The organism is Microbacterium sp. SLBN-111 (assembly GCF_049739645.1).
Classification (GTDB): Bacteria; Actinomycetota; Actinomycetes; order Actinomycetales; family Microbacteriaceae; genus Microbacterium.
Window position 1 is genome coordinate 516,291 of record NZ_JBMGQH010000001.1, and the last position, 17,949, is coordinate 534,239.

General features: G+C 70.6%; 17 protein-coding genes, 1 tRNA gene and 2 pseudogenes. 12 read left to right on the forward strand and 8 right to left on the reverse strand.

Annotated elements, in window-relative coordinates:
• Nucleotides 1-29: 29 nt before the first annotated feature.
• Complete coding sequence (locus RKD05_RS02385) at nt 30-2,612, reverse strand: carboxypeptidase regulatory-like domain-containing protein (protein ID WP_424707813.1); 2,583 nt, start codon at nt 2,610-2,612, stop codon at nt 30-32.
• A gap of 358 nt (nt 2,613-2,970) precedes the next feature.
• Between RKD05_RS02385 and RKD05_RS02390 the strand changes: the two are divergent.
• Nucleotides 2,971-3,597 (forward strand): annotated as a pseudogene (locus tag RKD05_RS02390) (DUF1684 domain-containing protein).
• 289 nt (nt 3,598-3,886) lie between these two features.
• Here RKD05_RS02390 and RKD05_RS02395 read toward each other — a convergent pair.
• Together RKD05_RS02395 and RKD05_RS02400 are read right to left on the reverse strand one after the other, a co-directional pair.
• The gene (locus tag RKD05_RS02395; RefSeq protein ID WP_424707814.1) at nt 3,887-4,939 is read right to left on the reverse strand and encodes an SseB family protein; all 1,053 of its coding nucleotides are present in this window, start codon (nt 4,937-4,939) and stop codon (nt 3,887-3,889) included.
• A 50-nt stretch (nt 4,940-4,989) separates the two neighbouring features.
• Nucleotides 4,990-7,425, reverse strand: a complete 2,436-nt coding sequence (locus RKD05_RS02400) for an ATP-dependent helicase (RefSeq protein WP_424707815.1) — start codon at nt 7,423-7,425, stop codon at nt 4,990-4,992.
• A 59-nt stretch (nt 7,426-7,484) separates the two neighbouring features.
• On the opposite strand from RKD05_RS02400, the gene RKD05_RS02405 reads away from it, so the two are divergent.
• On the forward strand, nt 7,485-7,892 hold the full coding sequence (locus tag RKD05_RS02405; protein WP_424707816.1) for a YccF domain-containing protein: 408 nt from the start codon (nt 7,485-7,487) through the stop codon (nt 7,890-7,892).
• A gap of 89 nt (nt 7,893-7,981) precedes the next feature.
• Here the strand turns inward: RKD05_RS02405 and RKD05_RS02410 are convergent, their stop codons facing one another.
• Together RKD05_RS02410 and RKD05_RS02415 are read right to left on the reverse strand one after the other, a co-directional pair.
• Entirely contained in the window at nt 7,982-8,932 is a 951-nt protein-coding gene (locus RKD05_RS02410) for a hypothetical protein (RefSeq protein WP_424707817.1), read from the reverse strand.
• A gap of 119 nt (nt 8,933-9,051) precedes the next feature.
• Entirely contained in the window at nt 9,052-9,420 is a 369-nt protein-coding gene (locus tag RKD05_RS02415; protein WP_063256520.1) for a VOC family protein, read from the reverse strand.
• 55 nt (nt 9,421-9,475) lie between these two features.
• Here RKD05_RS02415 and RKD05_RS02420 point away from each other — a divergent pair, with 55 nt between their 5' ends.
• From RKD05_RS02420 to RKD05_RS02435, 4 genes are read left to right on the forward strand one after another with little or no spacing between them, the layout of a single operon-like run.
• Entirely contained in the window at nt 9,476-9,916 is a 441-nt protein-coding gene (locus RKD05_RS02420; protein ID WP_424707819.1) for a MarR family winged helix-turn-helix transcriptional regulator, read from the forward strand.
• A gap of 32 nt (nt 9,917-9,948) precedes the next feature.
• Nucleotides 9,949-10,854, forward strand: a complete 906-nt coding sequence (locus tag RKD05_RS02425) for a DMT family transporter (RefSeq protein ID WP_424707820.1) — start codon at nt 9,949-9,951, stop codon at nt 10,852-10,854.
• Complete coding sequence (locus tag RKD05_RS02430; RefSeq protein ID WP_424707821.1) at nt 10,835-11,563, forward strand: GntR family transcriptional regulator; 729 nt, start codon at nt 10,835-10,837, stop codon at nt 11,561-11,563. Before RKD05_RS02425 ends, RKD05_RS02430 begins: the two co-directional genes overlap by 20 nt.
• 33 nt (nt 11,564-11,596) lie before the next feature.
• On the forward strand, nt 11,597-12,766 hold the full coding sequence (locus RKD05_RS02435; protein ID WP_424707822.1) for a Mur ligase family protein: 1,170 nt from the start codon (nt 11,597-11,599) through the stop codon (nt 12,764-12,766).
• Between the two features lie 15 nt (nt 12,767-12,781).
• On the opposite strand, the gene RKD05_RS02440 is transcribed toward RKD05_RS02435, so the two are convergent.
• Complete coding sequence (locus RKD05_RS02440; RefSeq protein WP_424707824.1) at nt 12,782-13,003, reverse strand: hypothetical protein; 222 nt, start codon at nt 13,001-13,003, stop codon at nt 12,782-12,784.
• A 163-nt stretch (nt 13,004-13,166) separates the two neighbouring features.
• Between RKD05_RS02440 and RKD05_RS02445 the strand changes: the two genes are divergently transcribed.
• From RKD05_RS02445 to RKD05_RS02460, 4 genes are all read left to right on the forward strand, one after another.
• Nucleotides 13,167-13,242 (forward strand) — tRNA-Met (locus tag RKD05_RS02445).
• A gap of 44 nt (nt 13,243-13,286) precedes the next feature.
• On the forward strand, nt 13,287-14,150 hold the full coding sequence (locus RKD05_RS02450) for a helix-turn-helix domain-containing protein (protein WP_424707825.1): 864 nt from the start codon (nt 13,287-13,289) through the stop codon (nt 14,148-14,150).
• An 18-nt stretch (nt 14,151-14,168) separates the two neighbouring features.
• Nucleotides 14,169-14,963: an SDR family NAD(P)-dependent oxidoreductase gene (locus tag RKD05_RS02455; protein WP_424707826.1), complete on the forward strand. Its 795-nt coding sequence runs from the start codon at nt 14,169-14,171 to the stop codon at nt 14,961-14,963.
• A gap of 38 nt (nt 14,964-15,001) precedes the next feature.
• A complete protein-coding gene (locus tag RKD05_RS02460) occupies nt 15,002-15,832 on the forward strand; it encodes an alpha/beta hydrolase (RefSeq protein ID WP_424707827.1) in 831 nt (276 codons plus the stop codon).
• 43 nt (nt 15,833-15,875) lie between these two features.
• Here RKD05_RS02460 and RKD05_RS02465 read toward each other — a convergent pair whose 3' ends face one another.
• Entirely contained in the window at nt 15,876-16,286 is a 411-nt protein-coding gene (locus RKD05_RS02465; protein ID WP_424707828.1) for a winged helix-turn-helix transcriptional regulator, read from the reverse strand.
• Between the two features lie 238 nt (nt 16,287-16,524).
• Nucleotides 16,525-16,938, reverse strand: a pseudogene (locus RKD05_RS02470) (Fic family protein); the annotation flags it as partial.
• A 106-nt stretch (nt 16,939-17,044) separates the two neighbouring features.
• On the opposite strand from RKD05_RS02470, the gene RKD05_RS02475 reads away from it, so the two are divergent.
• A complete protein-coding gene (locus RKD05_RS02475; protein ID WP_424707829.1) occupies nt 17,045-17,515 on the forward strand; it encodes a helix-turn-helix domain-containing protein in 471 nt (156 codons plus the stop codon).
• Nucleotides 17,512-17,949: a hypothetical protein gene (locus RKD05_RS02480; RefSeq protein WP_424707830.1), complete on the forward strand. Its 438-nt coding sequence runs from the start codon at nt 17,512-17,514 to the stop codon at nt 17,947-17,949. Before RKD05_RS02475 ends, RKD05_RS02480 begins: the two co-directional genes overlap by 4 nt.

Here is a 17,949-nt window from a genome sequence, read left to right on the forward strand (position 1 = left end):
CGGGGTCGTATGCCCCGCCCGACTTCTCGTCACACTCGTCGTCGCGTGGTGCGCCACAGCAGAAGGGCACCCCCGACGGCCAGCAGGATGCCGAGCACCGTCAGCGCGACCGGCACCGTGGTCCCCGTCGCCGCGAGCGCCGGGGCCGTGCGCGTCGGAGTCGACACGGCCTTGTCGCCGACCGAGGAGGGCGAGCCGATCGTCATCGGGGCGGATGCCTCGCGTCCGCTGCGTTCGCCGATACCGAAGACGCGGTGGTCTCCGGGAATGGCGGTGAGAGGCAGCGTGGTCGGGAGACGGAAGCTCCCGTCCGCGTCCGCCACGGTCGTGCCGAGTTGAAGCACCGTCGAGTGCAATTCGACACGAACCGTCTCCCCGGGGTCATAGCCCCTACCCGTGACCACGATCGCACCGCCCGGCAGAGCCGACGACGAATCCAGCGCGATGGATGCCGAAACCGTCCCGGCATCCACGATCACCGTGGCGGGCGTGTAACCCGTCTTGGTGCCGGTGACAGCCACCGTGAGATGGCCGCCGACCTCCGCCGCCGTGGGGGTGTAGGCGGCCCCCGTCGCCCCGTCGATCGGCCTGTCGTCGAGCCACCATCGATACGTGAGGTCGACCGGCTGCGGCGCCCAGTCGCCCGGACTCACCACGAGCGGCACGCCACTCAGCGCCGGACCCGACAGCGTGGGCCGGCCGGCCTGGATCGTTCCGGCCGCACCCGCGCCGACGACGGCCGACTCCGGGCTCACGACCGTGGCGCTCTCGAACCCCGGCCGCGATCCCGTGACCGCGACCGTGAGCTTCTTTCCTGCCTGTTCGGCCGTGGGCGTGAAGATCCGCGAGATGGCGCCGTCGATGTCGACGCCGTTCGCGCGCCATTGATACGCGAGCTGAATCGGCTGGGGCGCCCACGAACCAGGGTCGGCGCCGACAGGAGCGCCCACTTGGGGCGTGCCCACGATCGTCGGTGCGCCGGGGTTTACGACGTCCGCCGCACACCCGCCCGACTTCAAACGCAGGGTGGCGTCGATCCCCGGCGTGTCCTCGCCGGCCGTGACCTCGAACCGGTCCGCGAGGCCGAGCGTGTTCTTGCCGCTCCAGTACTCCGTGCAGTAGGGGTAGTCGATGCCGTCGTCGCCGTAGACGGCATCCGGATCCGAGAATCGAATGGTGTACGTGCCTTGCGGAAGACCGTAGCTGTCGCCACTCAGGTGCATTCCCAGGCTGTAGCGTCCCCATCCCGAATCCGAGAGCGTCTCATCCCAGTTGGCACCAGTCCAACGGTAGGCGGTGATGAGGGTGTTCTCCAGCGGAGCCGTCCCGCCCTCGGCGCTGATGTTGCCGGAGGCGGTGCCCTGGCCGAAGAGAGAGATGTCGATGGCGCTCTGGTTCTGCCCCCGCACGGGAATGGGCGTCGCGCCCGACGGCGTGGGCGAATCGAGGTAGTAACCCTCGTAGTACGGGCCCACCCACTGAGGATGCCCTTCGATGACGCCGAACCCCGAGGCAGAGACGGTGTATTGTCCGTCAGCGAGTCCGCGGAGCGTGTAATTCCCGTCCCTGTCGGCGCTGGCGTATCCGCGTTGCGACCACAGGAAGACCCGCTTGCCGTTCCACTCGATGGGCGCGGAAACGGCCTTCACCTGTGCGTAGGAGGCCGCGCCGCCCGTCACCTTCCCGGAAATGCTGTGACCCGCCGCCAGGGAGAAGTCGATTCCCTGGACGGACCCTCCCGACCCGACCGTGACCACCGTCGCGTCACGCGGATCGAAGACACCGGGGTAGAGGGTCGGCGCGTCGGAACCGCTCCGTGGGCTCGCCTCGAGGAAGTACTGCCCCGGAGCGACGTGATCCAACGTGAACGCGCCGTCGACGACCGACCTCTGCGTGCTCAGCTGCAGGTCCTCCACACGCAGCAGACGGACGTCGATGTCACCGGAACCCGTCGACAAAACGTGTCCGCTGATGGTCGCGGGCCTCTGCAGAATGACGTCCACCGCTGTGTCGCCCGTGACGTTCAGGTCCCGCCACTGGCTGGCGTACTCCGCGTTGAAGGGGTAGACGATCAGACCGTACCCGTCTGCCGGAACCCCGCTCAGGGTCACGCGACCAAACGAGTCCGCCCTCCCCCAGAACGAGGCCGAGTCACCCGCCAGCGAGACGTAGGCCATCTCCATCGGTAGCCCGCCTTCGTCCGTGACGTGCACGGTCACGGTGTAGGTCCCGACCGACGCTTCGGCCTTCGCTTCGAACGCCGCGCCCGAGGGCGAGACCTCCGGCTCCGGTTCCGTCGGGTTCGGCGCGGGAACTTCTTTCGCCCCGGTCACGATGTCGATCCCCGTCACCGCGGCGGCATCCGCGACCTCGATGGTCTGCGCGTCGCCCAGGGTCGTGGCATCCGGCCAGAAGACCGGGTCCGCCCCCTCCGGAGCGACCGAGACGGAGTAGGTGCCGGCGGGAAGACCGGGCACCGTGTACCCGCCCTGTGAGCCGGTGGTCGCCGCGGCCTTCGTGGCACCGTCGGCATCGACGACCGACACGTCTACGCCGGCGACCGCCGCTCCCTCGAGGTCGGTGACCGTTCCCGAGATCGACCCGGTGTCCACCGATGTCGCCTCCGGCGACGGGGTCTCCGTCGCCGCGACGGCCGGAGCGGCACCCAGACAAAGCGTTCCTATGAGCACGGCCACGATGGCGGCGCGTGTGCGCCGTGCGGTCGAGCGCGGTCTGACGTCGAACATCGTCCCCCCAGAGATGTATGGCGAATCGGAACTGGCGGCCCGCGAGGCAGGCCGGTGGTGCACCAACAGAATCCGCTTGCGTCGAAGGCTACCGTTCGGAGCGATGGGGAGACAGACCCAATTCGCCCCCGACCCGGACGACCTCGACGCACCAGGGTCACGGGGTCGTCCGGTGCCTGCGCGCGACCGCCCGGGGCTCCCGGTAGCGCTTTACGCTCGATGTATGACCTCCCGCGCCGCCCGCACCGCCCTCGACGTCGCCGATTGGCGGCGCCGCGTCTTCGCCCTCTACGCCGCCGTCCGCGAGGCGGACGATCCCGAAGACGCCCACGAGCTGTGGCGCATCGAGCGGGACGCGCTCTTCGCCGACCACCCCGCCACTCCCCTGCTGCCCGAGCAGCACGACGGATTCACGGGCCTGCCGCTCGCGCCGTACGACGCCGCGTGGCGATTCGAAGTGACGCTGCTCGACGCCGAGGAAGCCTCCTTCGTCGCGACGACCGGCACCGACGGTGACGTCGGTTTCGAGCGCATCGGCCGCGTCGAGCTGCCCGATACCGGCTCGCTCGACGTGTGGCGGCTCACCTCGTACGGCGGTGGGCTGTTCGTCCCCGTGCGCGACGCGTCGGCCGGACGGCCGGGCGGCACCTAAGGCGGCGGTCGCTACCTGCTCGACACGATCAAGGGCGCCGATCTCGGCACCGGCACCGCGCCCGACACCCTCGTGATCGACTTCAACTTCGCGTACAACCCATCGTGCGCGTACGACCCGGCCTGGGCGTGCCCGCTGGCCCCGGTCGGCAATGTGCTACCCGTGACGGTGCCCGTCGGCGAGCTGTACGGGGTGTAGTCCGCGGGCGCTCCCGCCAGCGAGCCCGCCTCCGTGTGCCGGGCTCCGGAGAAACCCGCCGTCGGGCCTGCAAGGAGTGCCCCCGGCGCGCGGCTCAGCCGAAAAGTCCGGAGCGCGGCACGCGCGACCGGGCCGAACTCCTGAGAAATACGGCGCGAAGCGCGCGGAACCAGTCCCCGCGGCCCCGCGGGGCAGAAACTCAGGAGTTTCGCCCGCCGCGCGGCGGCAGAGGCGCCCAGCCGCAGCGCGGCACCGGAACCTCGGCCGCAGCGCGGAGCCGCCCGGGGGACTACTCCGCCAGGGCCAGCAGCCCGCCGAGGTCGTCGCGCGTCAGCCGGATCCAGGGCCCGGCCGGGTCGACGAGCAGCCCGGTGAGGCCGTCGTCACCGACGATCGCCTTCGCCAGCTGCTCTTTCTGCAGTGGCACGGCCTGGTCGCCGCGGCCCAGCGCGAGCAGTTCGAGCGGGTGCGAGAACACCTCGAGGAACCGCTCGCCGGTCGCCGTCCGCGACTCGGCGACGCCGACGGGCCCGCCCTCTTCGGGCTGCGCGACGGCGATCCACAGCGGCGCACCGGCGAGGATCGCCTCGACGACCGTGGATGCCGTGGCGTCGGTCCGCGGCTCGCTCAGCGCCGTCTTGATGCGCAGCTCGGGATCGGCCTCCGACACCATCCGCTCCAGCAGTGCCGTCGGGAGAACGGCCCGAGCGTCGCCGGACGAGTGGTCGAGAACGACACCGGCGAAGGGTCCGCTGAGTGCGTGGTTGATCATCGCCATGACCGGCTGCCCCATCGCCGACGTGTCGCGGTCGCCGTCGGCTTCGACGGCCTGGCTGAGGGCCTGGCCGCTGCTGTACGCGAGGACGAGCTGCTCCTCGCCGCGGGTCGCGATGGCGAGCGGCAGGTCCTTGCCCTCGGCCACGAGCGCGCGGGCATCGCCCTTCACGCGCAGGAAGACGTGGCCCTGCAGCAGCTGACGTGCGACGTTGAGGAGCTGCGCCGGTTCCGCCGAGCCGCTGATCTCGGCGAGGGCCATCGCGAGCAGAACGTTGTCCTGGACCCCGGGGATGGATTCGCGGGGTGCGGGCGCCTCCATCGGTCCGGGCTGCCGCGCCGACGGGCGGGCGGCGACCGGCGGGGTGGAGTCGGTGACGGGGGCCGCGTCGGCGGGGGCGCCGACGCCGCGGAACGACGAGGTCGAAATGGTGACCTGGGGCACCGGGGCCTCGGACTCCGCCGGGGCGGGGCCGACGGGCTGCTCGCCCGGTTCGATCAGGCCCTCGGGGCGGTCGGTCGACACGTCATCGGAATCGGAGTTCTTGCGGCGCGAGAAAAGTGCCATTGTTCGACCCTATCCGTGCGGCGCGTCCGCCCGGCGTGTCGCGGGACGCCTCACAGCTTGGAGATCGGCGCGATCTTGACCAGCAGCTTCTTCGCACCGACGGTCTCGAACCGCACGTGCGCCACGCGCTTCGCGCCCTCGCCGGTGATGGCATCCACGCGTCCTTCGCCGAAGTCGTCATGGCGGATGCGATCGCCCGCGGCCAGTTCCATGTCGCCGTTGTCGCGTACCTTGGCGGGGATGCGGTTGGGGAACTTGCTCGGGTCGGCCGGCGCGCGCTTCGGCAGCGGCACGAGGTCGTCGCCGTAGCGGCTCCCGCCGCCGGTCTGCCCGGGGCGGCGCCCACGGGCGTTGAGCGCTCGGGACTGCGTGCCGCCGCGACCGTTCACGTCACCGGGCGACTGGCGCCAGTCGATGAGCTCGGCCGGGATCTCCTGCAGGAACCGGCTCGGCATCGCGACGGTGACCTCACCGAACTGCGCCCGGGTCATCGCGAGCGAGACGTGCAGACGCTTCCGCGCGCGGGTGATACCCACGTAGAACAGACGCCGCTCCTCCTGCGGGCCGCCCGGCTCTCCGGCCGAAATCCGATGCGGGAGCAGGTCTTCCTCGACGCCGGTGAGGAACACCGCGTCGTACTCGAGGCCCTTCGCGGTGTGCAGGGTCATGAGCGACACCGAACCGGACGCGTCGTCGAGGTCGTCGGCATCCGCCACCAGAGCGACCTCGGTGAGGAAGTCGATGATCGTGCCGTCGGGGTTGTTGCGCGCGAATTCTCGCGTGACGGCGACGAGTTCGTCGAGGTTCTCGAGTCGCGCCTCGTCCTGCGGGTCGCGGCTGGCGCGGAGCGCGTCGAAGTAGCCGCTCTTGTTGAGCAGCAGCGTGAGCCCCTCGGTCACGGAGGTCGACGGGGCGAGCTCACCGGATGCCGGGAGCATCACGGCCGTGGCCTCGCTCAGCACCGCGTCGAGCTGGTCGATCGCCTTCTGCAGCTTCGGGCCGACGCCGAGCTGTGCGGAGTTGGCGAGGGCGTCGCGGAACGTGATGTCGTGCTCGGCGGCGTATCGCGCGATCGCCGTCTCGGTGACGTCGCCGATGCCGCGCCGCGGGCGGTTGAGGATGCGCCGCAGGGCCATGGAGTCGGCGGGGTTCGCCACGGCGACGAGGTAGGCCAGCGCGTCCTTGATCTCGGCCCGCTCGTAGAACTTCGTGCCGCCCATGATCTTGTACGGCACGGCGGAGCGGATGAAGATCTCCTCCAGCGCACGGGACTGCGAGTTGGTTCGGTAGAACACCGCCATCTGCGCGTAGTCGATGCCCTTGCGATGCAGCGCCTCGATCTCGTCGGCGACGAACTGCGCCTCGTCGTGCTGCGAGTACCCGGTGAACCCGATGATCGGGTCGCCGGCGCCCACGTCGGTCCACAACTTCTTGTCTTTGCGGTCGAAGTTGTTCGAGATGACCGCGTTCGCCGCCGAGAGGATGTTCTGCGTCGAGCGGTAGTTCTGCTCGAGCAGCACGACCTTGGCGCCGGGGTAGTCGCGCTCGAACTCGCTGATGTTGCGGATGTCGGCGCCACGGAAGGCGTAGATCGACTGGTCGGAGTCACCGACGACGGTGAGCGACGCGCCGGTCTCGCCGGAGGGCTCGGGCTCGAAGATCATCATTCCGCCGCCGCCCGAGAGCGGTTCGGCGTCGCTGCCCGGCGGGCGGGTCAGCTCGTGGATGAGCGCGTACTGCGCGTGGTTGGTGTCCTGGTACTCGTCGACGAGGATGTGGCGGAACCGCTTCCGGTACACGTCGGCCACCTGCGGGAACGCCCGGAACAGGTAGACGGTCTGCGCGATCAGGTCGTCGAAGTCGAACGCGTTCGCGCGCTGCAGCTCACGCTGGTACGCCGCGAAGATCTCGATGAACACGCGTTCCGCGGGATCGCTGGTGTTGGCCTGGCGCGCGTAGGACTCGGCATCCGCCAACTCGTTCTTGAGCTTCGAGATGCGACTCTGCGTGCCGGCGGGGGTCAGGCCGAACGCGTCGCCCTCGTGGTCTTTCACGAGACGCTTGATGAGAGCGCGCGAGTCGCCCGAGTCGTAGATCGTGAACGCCTTCGTGAACCCGAACTGCTGCGCCTCGCGCCGGAGGATCCGGACGCAGGCCGAGTGGAACGTCGAGATCCACATGCCGTCGGCGCGCTGCCCGATGAGGTTGTGCACACGCTCGCGCATCTCGCCCGCGGCCTTGTTGGTGAAGGTGATGGCGAGGATCTGGCTGGGGTACGCCTCGCGCGTGCGGAGGAGCGACGCGATGCGCCGCGTCAGCACGCTCGTCTTGCCCGACCCGGCCCCGGCGACGATGAGCAGCGCCTGCCCGCGGTAGGTGACGGCCTCTCGCTGCGGCCCGTTCAGCCCTTCGAGCAGGTCGGCGTCAGGGCGGGCATCCGACGGGGCGGAGCCGCCGACGATGAGGGGGGTGGAGGCGTCGGTCATGGCGATATCAAGTCTAGGCGGGGCCTCCGACACGCCGCCCGGTCGGGGATCATGGACGCATGCGCCTGATCCTCAACGTCCTGTGGCTCGTCCTCTCGGGATTCTGGCTGTTCCTCGGGTATCTCGCGGCCGGCATCGTGCTGTGCATCCTGATCCTCACGATCCCGTGGGGCATTGCGTCCTTCCGCATCGGCCTGTACGCGCTGTGGCCGTTCGGTCGCGAGATCGTCGCGAAGCCGACGGCGGGCGTGGGATCGTTCCTCGGGAACGTCGTGTGGGTCGTCCTCGCCGGGTGGTGGCTCGCCCTGGGCCACATCTTCACCGGCCTCGCGCTGTGCATCACGATCATCGGCATCCCTCTCGGGATCGCGAACTTCAAGCTCGTTCCGGTGTCGCTCATGCCCCTCGGGAAAGAGGTGCGCGATATCCGACGCGGCGGTCCGTTCGACCGCACGCTCGCGGGCTGACGACACCGCTCGGGCGGGCGGCCTCTCAGGCGGGCGGCCGCTCGGGCGGGCGGCCGCTCGGGCGGGCCACCGCCCAGGCGAGCCACCACTCAGGCGGGTGGCCGCCGCCTCCGGTGCTCCCCCGGGCGCAGCGGCAGCGCGAGCACGAGACCCGTGATCGCCGACAGCGTCGCGATCACGGCGACGGTGACGAGCACCCCGGTCGGGAACCGCTCGTCGGAGAGACCCGTCACCCGGGCGAGATGCCACGGCAGCACGCCGATCTGACTGTTCCACCCGCGCAGCGCCTCGCTCGCGCCGATCGCGGCGGCCGTGGCCGTCGGCAGCGCGAACACCGCGCCGACCCCGGCGAGCGCGACGCCCACCGCGCGGCGCACGCCGAGTTGCGCTTCGAGCGACCATCCCGCGACGACGAAGACCCACGCGACGAGAGCGAGCGCGACGGTCACGTAGACGATCCGGACGACCGGCAGACCCCACAGCGTGAGCCAGACCCCGTCGGGGCCGGAGAGCGAGATCGCACCGAGCGTCACGATGCAGCGCAGCACAATGGCTCCGCCGACCGCGGCGATGATCGGCCACGGCGAGCGCGCACCGAGCAGCAGTCGCACGACGAGGGCGAACACCAGCCACCCGGCGATCGCGAGCACGACGCCGCCGAGCCCGTCGCCGTGCGCCTGCACGAGACGCGTCGCCAGCAGCAGCACCCCGGGCACGAGGATCATGCACCAGCGGTCGAGCGGCAGCACGCCGAGCGTCGACTCCCGCGCACGCCACGGGCGGGTCGAAGCTATCCACGTCGCCCGCGCGGCGGCGGCGCCGGGGCGTCCGACGAGGCGCGTCCGCGCCGCCAGCATGCCGATCACGACCCAGGCGACCCCGAGGACGAGGAGCACACGGGCGATCCACTCGGTCGCGGCGTCGACCTCGATCGGCATCCGCGCGAACGGGTCGACCAGCAGGGCCAGCAGCACGCCGATGACGAGGAGCGCGGCGACGGTCCCCAGGGCCAGGATGCCTCGCCCCGCCGTCGTCGCCATGTGCCCACGTTACCCGGCCGGGAGGGGCTCCTTCGCCCGGTCGGGTACCGGGCGGAGCCCCGCCCGCCCGGGCAGCCGGGCGACGCGCGTCCGCCGCCCGGCGGCCCCGGCCATCGTCGTCAGGCGCGGTCGTGAAGGGTCACGTGGTAGCCGTCGGGGTCGGTGAACGTGAAGGTCCGTCCGAACGGCCCGTCGATGGGGGCCGAGACGATCCGGTGTCCGTCGGCGGCGAGCGCGTCGTGGATCGCCTGAGAGTCCGTCGCGTGGAGCCACAGCGCGACGCCGATGCCCGGCTGGGCGATCGCGTCGAGGTCGGTGCCGGGGACGAGGTCGCGGAGCGCGAACGCGATGGGGGCGGTGTCGAAGACGACCGCGTGCGGGGGCCCGGCGGGCGAGCGCACGAGGCCGAGGTACTGCTCGTAGAACGCGCGGGAGGCGTCGAGGTCGCGCACCTGCAGGGAGATGAAGTCGGGGCCGGTGACGGGCATGGGTTCCTTCTTTCGTGTCAGTTATCTGACACGTACTCTATGTCAGACTACTGACATGACACAAGAGGCGATCGACCTGGACACCTCGCTCGGCTACCTCCTCAAGGAGGCGGCGACCGCCCTGCGGACGGCGATGGAAGACGTCCTCCGCCCCCTGGGCATGACCATCACGCACTACTCGTGCCTCGAACTGCTCGCGCAGCGCCCCGGCTCGTCGAACTCCGACCTCGCCCGGGGTGCGTTCGTCACCCGGCAGTCCATGAACGTGCTCCTGCAGTCGCTCGAGCGGGACGGCGTCGTCGAGCGACCGGCGACGGCCCCCTCCGGCAAGGCCCTCCCCACCCGTCTCACCGACAAGGGGCGCCGCGACCTCGACGCGGCGAGCGCGGCGGTGCGATCGGTCGAGCGGCGCATGCTGGGCGGGATGACGGATGCCGAGCAGGCGGCGGCGCGGACCGCACTGCGATCGATGGTGCAGGCGCTTCGCGAACCGTGACACCGGATGGCCGATTGTGTAACAATCTGCTCATGCTTCCCGCCCTCGCCGTTCTCGCCGCCGCGCTCTGCTTCGCCACGACCGGCACCGCGCAGGCGCTCGCCGGCGTCGATGCCTCCCCTCTCGCGGTCGGCGCCGCGCGGATCGTGGTGGGGGGCGGCATCCTGGGCCTCATCGCCCTGGTGCGGGCCCGCCCCCGTGCGAGGATCCCCGCGGCGAAGGGACCGACGGCGCTGCTGATCGCGCTCGGAGCGGTCGGCGTCCTCGCCTACCAGCCGCTGTTCTTCCTGGGTACGCGCGAGAACGGCGTCGCGATCGGCACGGTGGTCGCGCTCGGCTCCGCCCCCATCGCGACCGGAATCGTGGATGCCATCCGCTCCCGGCGCGCGCCCTCGAGCCGGTGGATGCTCGCCACCGCCGTCGCCCTCGCCGGCGTCGTGCTGGTGTCCGGCGTCACGGGCGGCGCGGTCGCCCTCGCCCCCGCTGGTCTCCTGGCCTCGGCGGGCGCGGGAATGTCGTACGCCCTCTATACGGTGTGCGGCAAGGCGCTCATCGAGAGGGGGTGGGATTCCACGCGCGTCATGGGAACGGTGTTCGGCACCGCCGCCGTCGCGAGCGTCCCCGTGCTGCTCGTCGCGGGAACGTCGTGGCTGCTCACCCCGAACGGACTCGCGCTCACGCTGTGGCTCGGGATCGTGACGACCGCCGTGGCCTACCTGCTGTTCGGGTGGGGCCTGGCGCGCCTCACCGCCGTGACCGTCTCGACGCTGACCCTCGCCGAGCCGCTCGGCGCCACGATCCTCGGGCTCCTCGTGCTGCACGAGCAGCTCACGGCCGTGAGCGCGATCGGCCTCGCGCTCATCGCGGTGGGCCTCGCCGTCGTCTCCGCTCCATCCCGTCGACGTCAGGAGGTTCCGGATGCCACGGCCCCGGCGTGATCCCCCGATGCTGCCGCCCGTCCCGCGCGGCACCGACACCGCACCTCGTCGGGAAGCGCCCGCGCGCGGCGGCACCCCCGGCCCTCGCACCGCAGACGTCGTCGCGGAGGCGGTGCGCGGCGCCATCCTGTCCGGCGAGCTCGCCCCCGGCAGCCCGCTCCGCGAAGAGGAGCTCAGCTCCACCCACGGCGTCTCGCGCCACACCGCCCGCACCGCGCTCGCGACCCTCACCGCCGAGCGGCTCGTCACCGCCGAGCCGTACCGCGGCGTCCGGGTGTCGGTTCTCGACGACGCGGCCCTCGTCGCCCTCCAGCAGCTGCGCTGCGCCCTCGAGACCGAAGCACTGCGGATCGTCCGGGAGCGTGGCATCCATCCGGCCGACGTCGACGCCGCCCTCGACGCGCTGGCGGACGCCGAGGCATCCGGGGATTGGCCCGCCACGCTCGACGCGCACGCCCGTGTTCACCGCGCCCTCGTGGATGCCGCGGACTCGCCGCGTATCGCCGAGGAGTACCGCCGGCTCGATTCCGAAATGCACCTGCTGCTCACGCACGTCCGGCCCGCGTACGGCCCGGGCGCCCTGACCACCGAGCACCGCGCGTACGTCGAGGCGGCGCTGGCCGACCCGGAGCACGCGGTCCGGGAGCACCTGGAGCACTCGACGCGCATGATCCTGGAAGGGAGGCGGACGACGGCCCAGCCCGGGTGACATGATGACCGGAAAGGGAACGGTGGGGGCACCATGACTTTTCACATCCAGCCGCCGGTGGGGCGGCCGATCATCACGGCGGTCACCGGGACGAACGGCAAGACGACCGTCGCGACGGCGACACGGCAGCTGATGACCCTGATCGGGTGGCGGGCCGCCGGTTACGACTCCACCGGAGTGACCGAGGTCGACGGGACGCTCCGGGAGAGCCGGGTGCGACGGTCCCCGGACTACCTGCCGGAGTTGATCGAGGCGCAGGCGCGAGCGGGCGCGGAGGCGGTGTCCCTCGAGGCGTTCGTGGGAATCCTCGCGGACGGGCTGTTCGAGCGGGTGCCGGTGGACGTCGCCGTCTCCACCGGGCTCGAGCGCGACCACATCGACGTGCACCGCAGCGTCGAGGGGTACTGGAACGCGAAGCTCCGGCTCTTCCGCGAGCATCTCGTCCCGGGCGGCGTCGCCATCATCGCGACCGGATCCGCGCAGGGCGACCTCGTGCGTGAGGCCGTGACGAATCGTGGCATCCGTCTGGTCAGCCTGGGCGAGGGCGGCGAACTCTCGGCGACGGGCCTCGACGAGCGCGCGGGCCGTCTGGACGGAACCCTCCGTGTGGAGGGGCAGAACCACCGCGTCTCGCTGCCCACGGTGCACTCCGTGGCAGTGACCAATCTGCTGCTCGCCGCGGCCGTCGTCATCGCGGCCGGAGGCGATCCCGCGGCCGTAGCCGATGCGCTGTCGCGCGTCGAGCCCCCGCCCGGTCGACTGCAGCTGATCGGGGAGAAGGACGGCGTGACCGCGATGGTCGACACCGCGCACAACCCGGGCGCCCTGAGGGTGGCGCTGACCGCGGTCCGAGCGCGAACCACCGGCCGGATCATCCTCGTCTTCGGCGCCGGCGGCGAGCGCGACCGCGGCAAGCGGGCCCCGATGGGCGCGATCGCCGCCGAGCTGGCCGACGTCGCGATCCTCACCGACGACAATCCGCGGCGCGAGCCGCCCGAGCGCATCCGGGCCGAGGTGCGGGCCGGCATCCCGAACTGCATCGAGATCCCCTCGCGAGTGGATGCCATCCACGCCGCGCTCCACATGGCACGGCCGGGCGATCTCGTCCTCGTCGCCGGCAAGGGCGACGAGGACACTCAGATCGTGGGCACCACGAAGGTGCCGCACGACGATCGGGAGATCCTCCGGCGGGCGCTCGCCTGAACGGACGGCGTGCGGTCAGGCGCCGCCGTCGGGGTCGTATCCCCCGTCCGGGTCGTACCCACCATCCGGGTCGTAACCCCCATCCGGGTCATACCCGCCGTCCGGGTCATAGCCCCCGTCGGGGTCGTACCCACCATCGGGGTCGTACCCACCATCGGGGTCATAGCCCCCGTCCGGGTCGTAACCCCCGTCGGGGTCGTACCCGCCATCCGGGTCGTAGGTCGCTGCGTCGCTCATGATGCCCCCAAGGTTTCGACTGCGTGTGCCACCGATTGAACGCCTCACCGGGCGACGAGCGCAAGCATCGAAATCGGCACCTGCGCCTCGCGGCGACACATCCCGTCATGTCGTGAAACGCCCGTTGGCGGCATCCGCGGTCCGGGTTAGCGTGGGGGCACATCGCGGCGATCCGGGCGGTCCCGGGCCTCGGTTCATAACCGAAGGCGTGGCGGGTTCGACTCCCGCCGTCGCGTCCACCTCCCGTTCGAGACGGGCCGTACGCAAATCGGTACAATTCGGCATGCCCGCCGGCCACCCCCTCGGAGATTACCTGCGCGCCCGTCGCGCAATACTCCAGCCTGCCGACGTGGGGCTGGATGCCGGCCCGGGCCATCGACGGGTCGACGGGCTGCGCCGGTCCGAAGTCGCTCAGATCGCGGGTATCAGCACCGAGTACTACGTCAAGCTCGAGCAGGGGCAAGAGACCCGGCCGACCGACCAGGTCGTCGATGCACTGTCGCGCGCGTTGCGTCTGGACGTGAACGCGACCATCTACCTCCACGCGCTGGCGCGGATGGGGCCGAGCCCCGCGGCGGCCCTGCCGACCACGGCCGTCGAGCGCACGCGATGGTTGATCGATTCGTGGCCGATGACACCGGCCCTCATCCTCGATCGCCATTTCGACATCGTGGCCATCAACCACGTCATGTCGAGATTGATCGAGTCGTACCGGGTGGGGCTGAATGTGACGGTCGTCCTGCTCACGCGGCCGGCCATGCAGCAGCTCTACACGGAGTGGGAGGCCCTGAGCGCCCGCACGATCGGGCTCTTCCGCGCTCGGGTGGGCCTGTACCCCGACGATCCGCGCACGCAGGAGCTGATCGATGAGATGACCCGCGACAGCGCCCGCTTCCGCGATCTGTGGAACCGGCACGACATCGCGGGGATGAGCGAGGGTGCGCACGCCATGCGCCACCCCGTCGAGGGTGTGCTGACCCTGCACTACCAACATCTTCCGCTGATCGGCTCGGACGACCACACAATCTTCGTCTACTACGCCGAACCCGGGTCGCCGAGCGAAGCCACCCTCGCACGCATCGCCGCCCTGGATGAGGGAGGTAGCCCCGCTACTAGTCAGGACGCGGGCACGCGCGACCCGGAGTGAGGTCCTACCGTCGGCGGCATGGACCTGGGTCTGGCGGGAAAAGTGGCGGTCGTCACAGGGGCGAGCAAAGGCATCGGCCTCGCGATCGCGACGGCGCTCGTGGGGGAAGGGGTGCGCGTCGTCGCCGGCGCCCGATCGTCCACCCCCGAACTCGACGACCTGGCCTCCACCGGGCGCGTGCTCTTCGAGAGCGTCGACCTGTCCGACGCGGATGCGCCCGTGCGTCTCGTCGGCCGGGCGCGGGAGTTCGGCGGGCTCGACGTCCTCGTCAACAACGTGGGGGCCGTCACTCTGCGCACCGACGGCTTCCTGGCGATCAGCGATGAGGAGTGGCTCGCCACGATCACGCTCAGTTTCCTGGCGGCGGTGCGCACGACCCGCGCGGCCATCCCCCTCCTGCTCGAGCGCGGCGGGGGAAACGTCGTCACGATCGGATCGGTCAACGCGTTCCTCCCCGACCCCGGCGTCATCGACTACTCGGCCGCGAAAGCGGCGGTCTGGAATCTGTCCAAGTCGCTGTCGAAGGAGTACGGCGCCGAGCACATCCGCTTCAACACGATCAGCCCGGGGCCGGTGGCCACACAGCTGTGGCTCGGCGACAACGGCGTCGCCGCGACAGCCGCGCGGAACATGGGCGTCGACTTCGACACGGCCCGCGACCGGGTCGTCGCGAGCCAGGGCGGGTTCTCCACCGGCCGTTTCACTCAACCGTCCGAGGTCGCCGACCTCGCCCTCCTCCTCGCCAGCGATCGTGCGGGAAATGTGACCGGCGCCGACTTCCTCATCGACGGCGGCCTCGTCAAAACGCTGTGAGTTCTGGCATCCACCTCATCATCCGAAAAGGAGTCCTCATGTCCACTCACGTCCTCTTCATCCACGGCCTCTGGATCCACTCGAGCGCCTGGCGGCCCTGGCAGGACCTGTTCGAGGAGCGGGGGTACTCGACGTCGGCACCGGGCTGGCCCGGCGACCTCGAGACCGTCGCCGCGACGCGCGCGAATCCGGACGGTCTGAACGACGTCGGAATCTCGCAGATCTGCCACCATTACGCCGACATCATCGAGGGCTGGGACGAGAAGCCCGTCGTCGTCGGCCACTCGTTCGGTGGTCTCATCGCCCAGGAGCTGCTCGCCAACGACCTCGTTTCGGCGGCGGTCGCGATCGACCCGGCGCCGGTGAAGGGCGTGAAGGTCCTCCCGTTCTCGCAGCTGAAGTCCGGGCTCCCGGTGCTCGGCAACCCCGCGAACAAGTCGCGCACCGTGGCGCTCACCTCGAAGCAGTTCAAGTACGCCTTCGGCAACGCCATCAGCGACGAAGAATCGGACGCGCTCCACGCGGCGTGGACGATTCCGGGCCCGGGCCGCCCGCTCTTCGAGGACGCGACGGCGAACTTCGTGCGCAACTCCCCCGCGGCCGTGAACACCCACACCGCCGTGCGCGGACCGCTCCTGCTCACCTCGGGAACCGAGGACCACACCGTCCCGCGGTCGGTGACGCTCGCCGTGGCGAAGCTCTACGCCGACAACACCGCGTCGGTGACCGAGTACCACGAGTACGAGGGCAAGGGGCACTCGTTGACCCTGGATGCCGGATGGACCGACGTCGCGGACGACGTGCTCGCGTGGCTCGCCGCCCAGGGCTTCGCTCCCGCGGGCGCACAGGGAGCCGCCGCGGCGGGCTAGCGAGGTTCACGCCTCGCCGTGGCGCCACTTCGCCACCGGGGTCCTACCGCTCGCCCCCGCGCAACCTCCCGACCTGTTCGATATCGGGCGCCGCCGGCGCGTTGCGCGGCCTCCGCCCTGCGGTGTCCCCCGCGCCAACCCGATTACTGCGCTCCGTCAGCGCAACGAGGCCAAGGTGCCGGTCGGCGCTCCAGCACACGGTGCGGCCGCGCTGATCCTTCGTACGTGCCAGGATGCCGGCATCCTGAAGCTCGGAGAGCGCTCGGTGCGCCGCCGTCGTCGAGACCCCGTACCTCTCGGCGACGCTGCGAAGAGTGACGACCGGCTCCGCCGCGAGCCGATCCAGAACCTTTCGCACCACCGCGTCGCTCCGGGGTATCACCGGGGGTGGTTCCTCGTTCCCGGCGGTGGTCGAGCAATTTCTGGAACGTCCGTTCGTCGAGTTCAGCCACATCCTCCGCGAGGCGCACAGCGTTTTCCGCGGCGAGTTCACTGGCCTGCGCAAACGAGAGGACCCATTCGTCGAGTCGCCCGGCGCGGTAGGCGGTCAGCCCCGTGATGTAGGCGTCCGTGTCACCGGCGAAGACCGTACTGATCGGAATGAGGATCGAACGCAGCGCATCCGACCGGCGGAGCACGGTGTGGATCAGCGCTCGCCCCGTGCGGCCGTTGCCGTCGATGAACGGATGAATCGTCTCGAATTGCGCGTGCGCGATCGCCGCCCGGATAACCGGGTTGCCGTCGGTCCGAGTCACGAAAGCCGCGAGGTCAGCGACGAGCCGACCCACCTCCGTCTCGGGGGGAGGGACGAACTCGGCGCGGATCGGACTCCAGCCCGACCCTCCGACCCAGTTCTGTTCCGTGCGCAGCCCTCGCGGAAGCGCGGGTTCGATGAGGTGCTGCAGGTTCTCGATGTCGTCGACTGAGATGGGGCGCTCCCGACCGGCGAGCGCGGCGACGGCATCCTCGGTGGCGCGGACGTTGGCGATGACATCCAACGCGACGCGCGAACCATGGTGGAGGGACTCCGCGATCGCGAGGCGCTTCGGAGTGACGCGGTTCCCCTCGATCCATGACGACGAGATGCTCTCGGAGCGGACGAGCAAGTGCGAGAGGTAGGCCGCTCGAGTTCCGCGGCCTGAGCGCCGGTGCCCGAGGGGAAATCGACACCGAAGAGCAGCGCGAGTAGCCTATACCACGGAGGTATATCGCATGCCCGATCGCTTCGACCCCGCCCGAGCCGCCCAGCTGGTGAAGGCCGCGCGCACCGACCGCCGCATGTCGCAAGCAGAACTCGCGCGCGCGGCGGGTATGAGCCAGCCCCACGTCGCTGCGATCGAATCCGGGCGTAGGGTCATCAGTGCCGAGGTCCTCGAGCGACTCCTCAGCGAGGCGGATTACCGCCCGAGCCTCGCCCTCGAGGAGCACGCGGATGCCATCGTCGAACGGGCGACTCGGCACGGGCTGCACGATCTCCGCGTCTTCGGTTCGATCGCGACGGGCAGCGACCACTTCACGTCCGACATCGACCTGCTGGCTCGGCTGAGCTCCAGGAGGAGCTACTTCGACCTCGCGATGTTCCAGAACGAGGTCGAGGCCCTCACCGGTTTCCCCGTTGATGTCATCGTGGATGATGCGAACCGGCCGTCGTTCCTCGTCGACACCCCGATGGTCGCCCTGTGAGCGACGGAGCCGCACCCGGAACGCCGCGCCGGTTCGAGCGCGTTCCACGAACGGAGCGCGACGACTCGTCGACGACGATCGCGCGAGCCAAGCTCGCCGACAGCCTCGAAGGCATCGAGGCGTTTCTCGGCCACGCCGTCGCGGGCGGCCGCGCCGCGTTCACGCGGAACTCCCCCGCGTACGCCTCCGGCTCCATGGTCGTCATCCGGGCCGCGGCACTGTTCGAGTTGCGTGAGTTCAACGCGCTGCTCGGCGACGTTCCCGCCGAGGTCGTCGACGCCATCCGTACGATCAGAAACATTGCGGCCCACGGCGGATATCGAGCCATGAACGACGACGTCTTCTGGACGACGCTGACCGTTCACCTGCCGCCCTATCTCGAGCAATGGCGCGCAGCGGTTCAACCGGATGCCGAGCCCCCCACAGGCACCTGA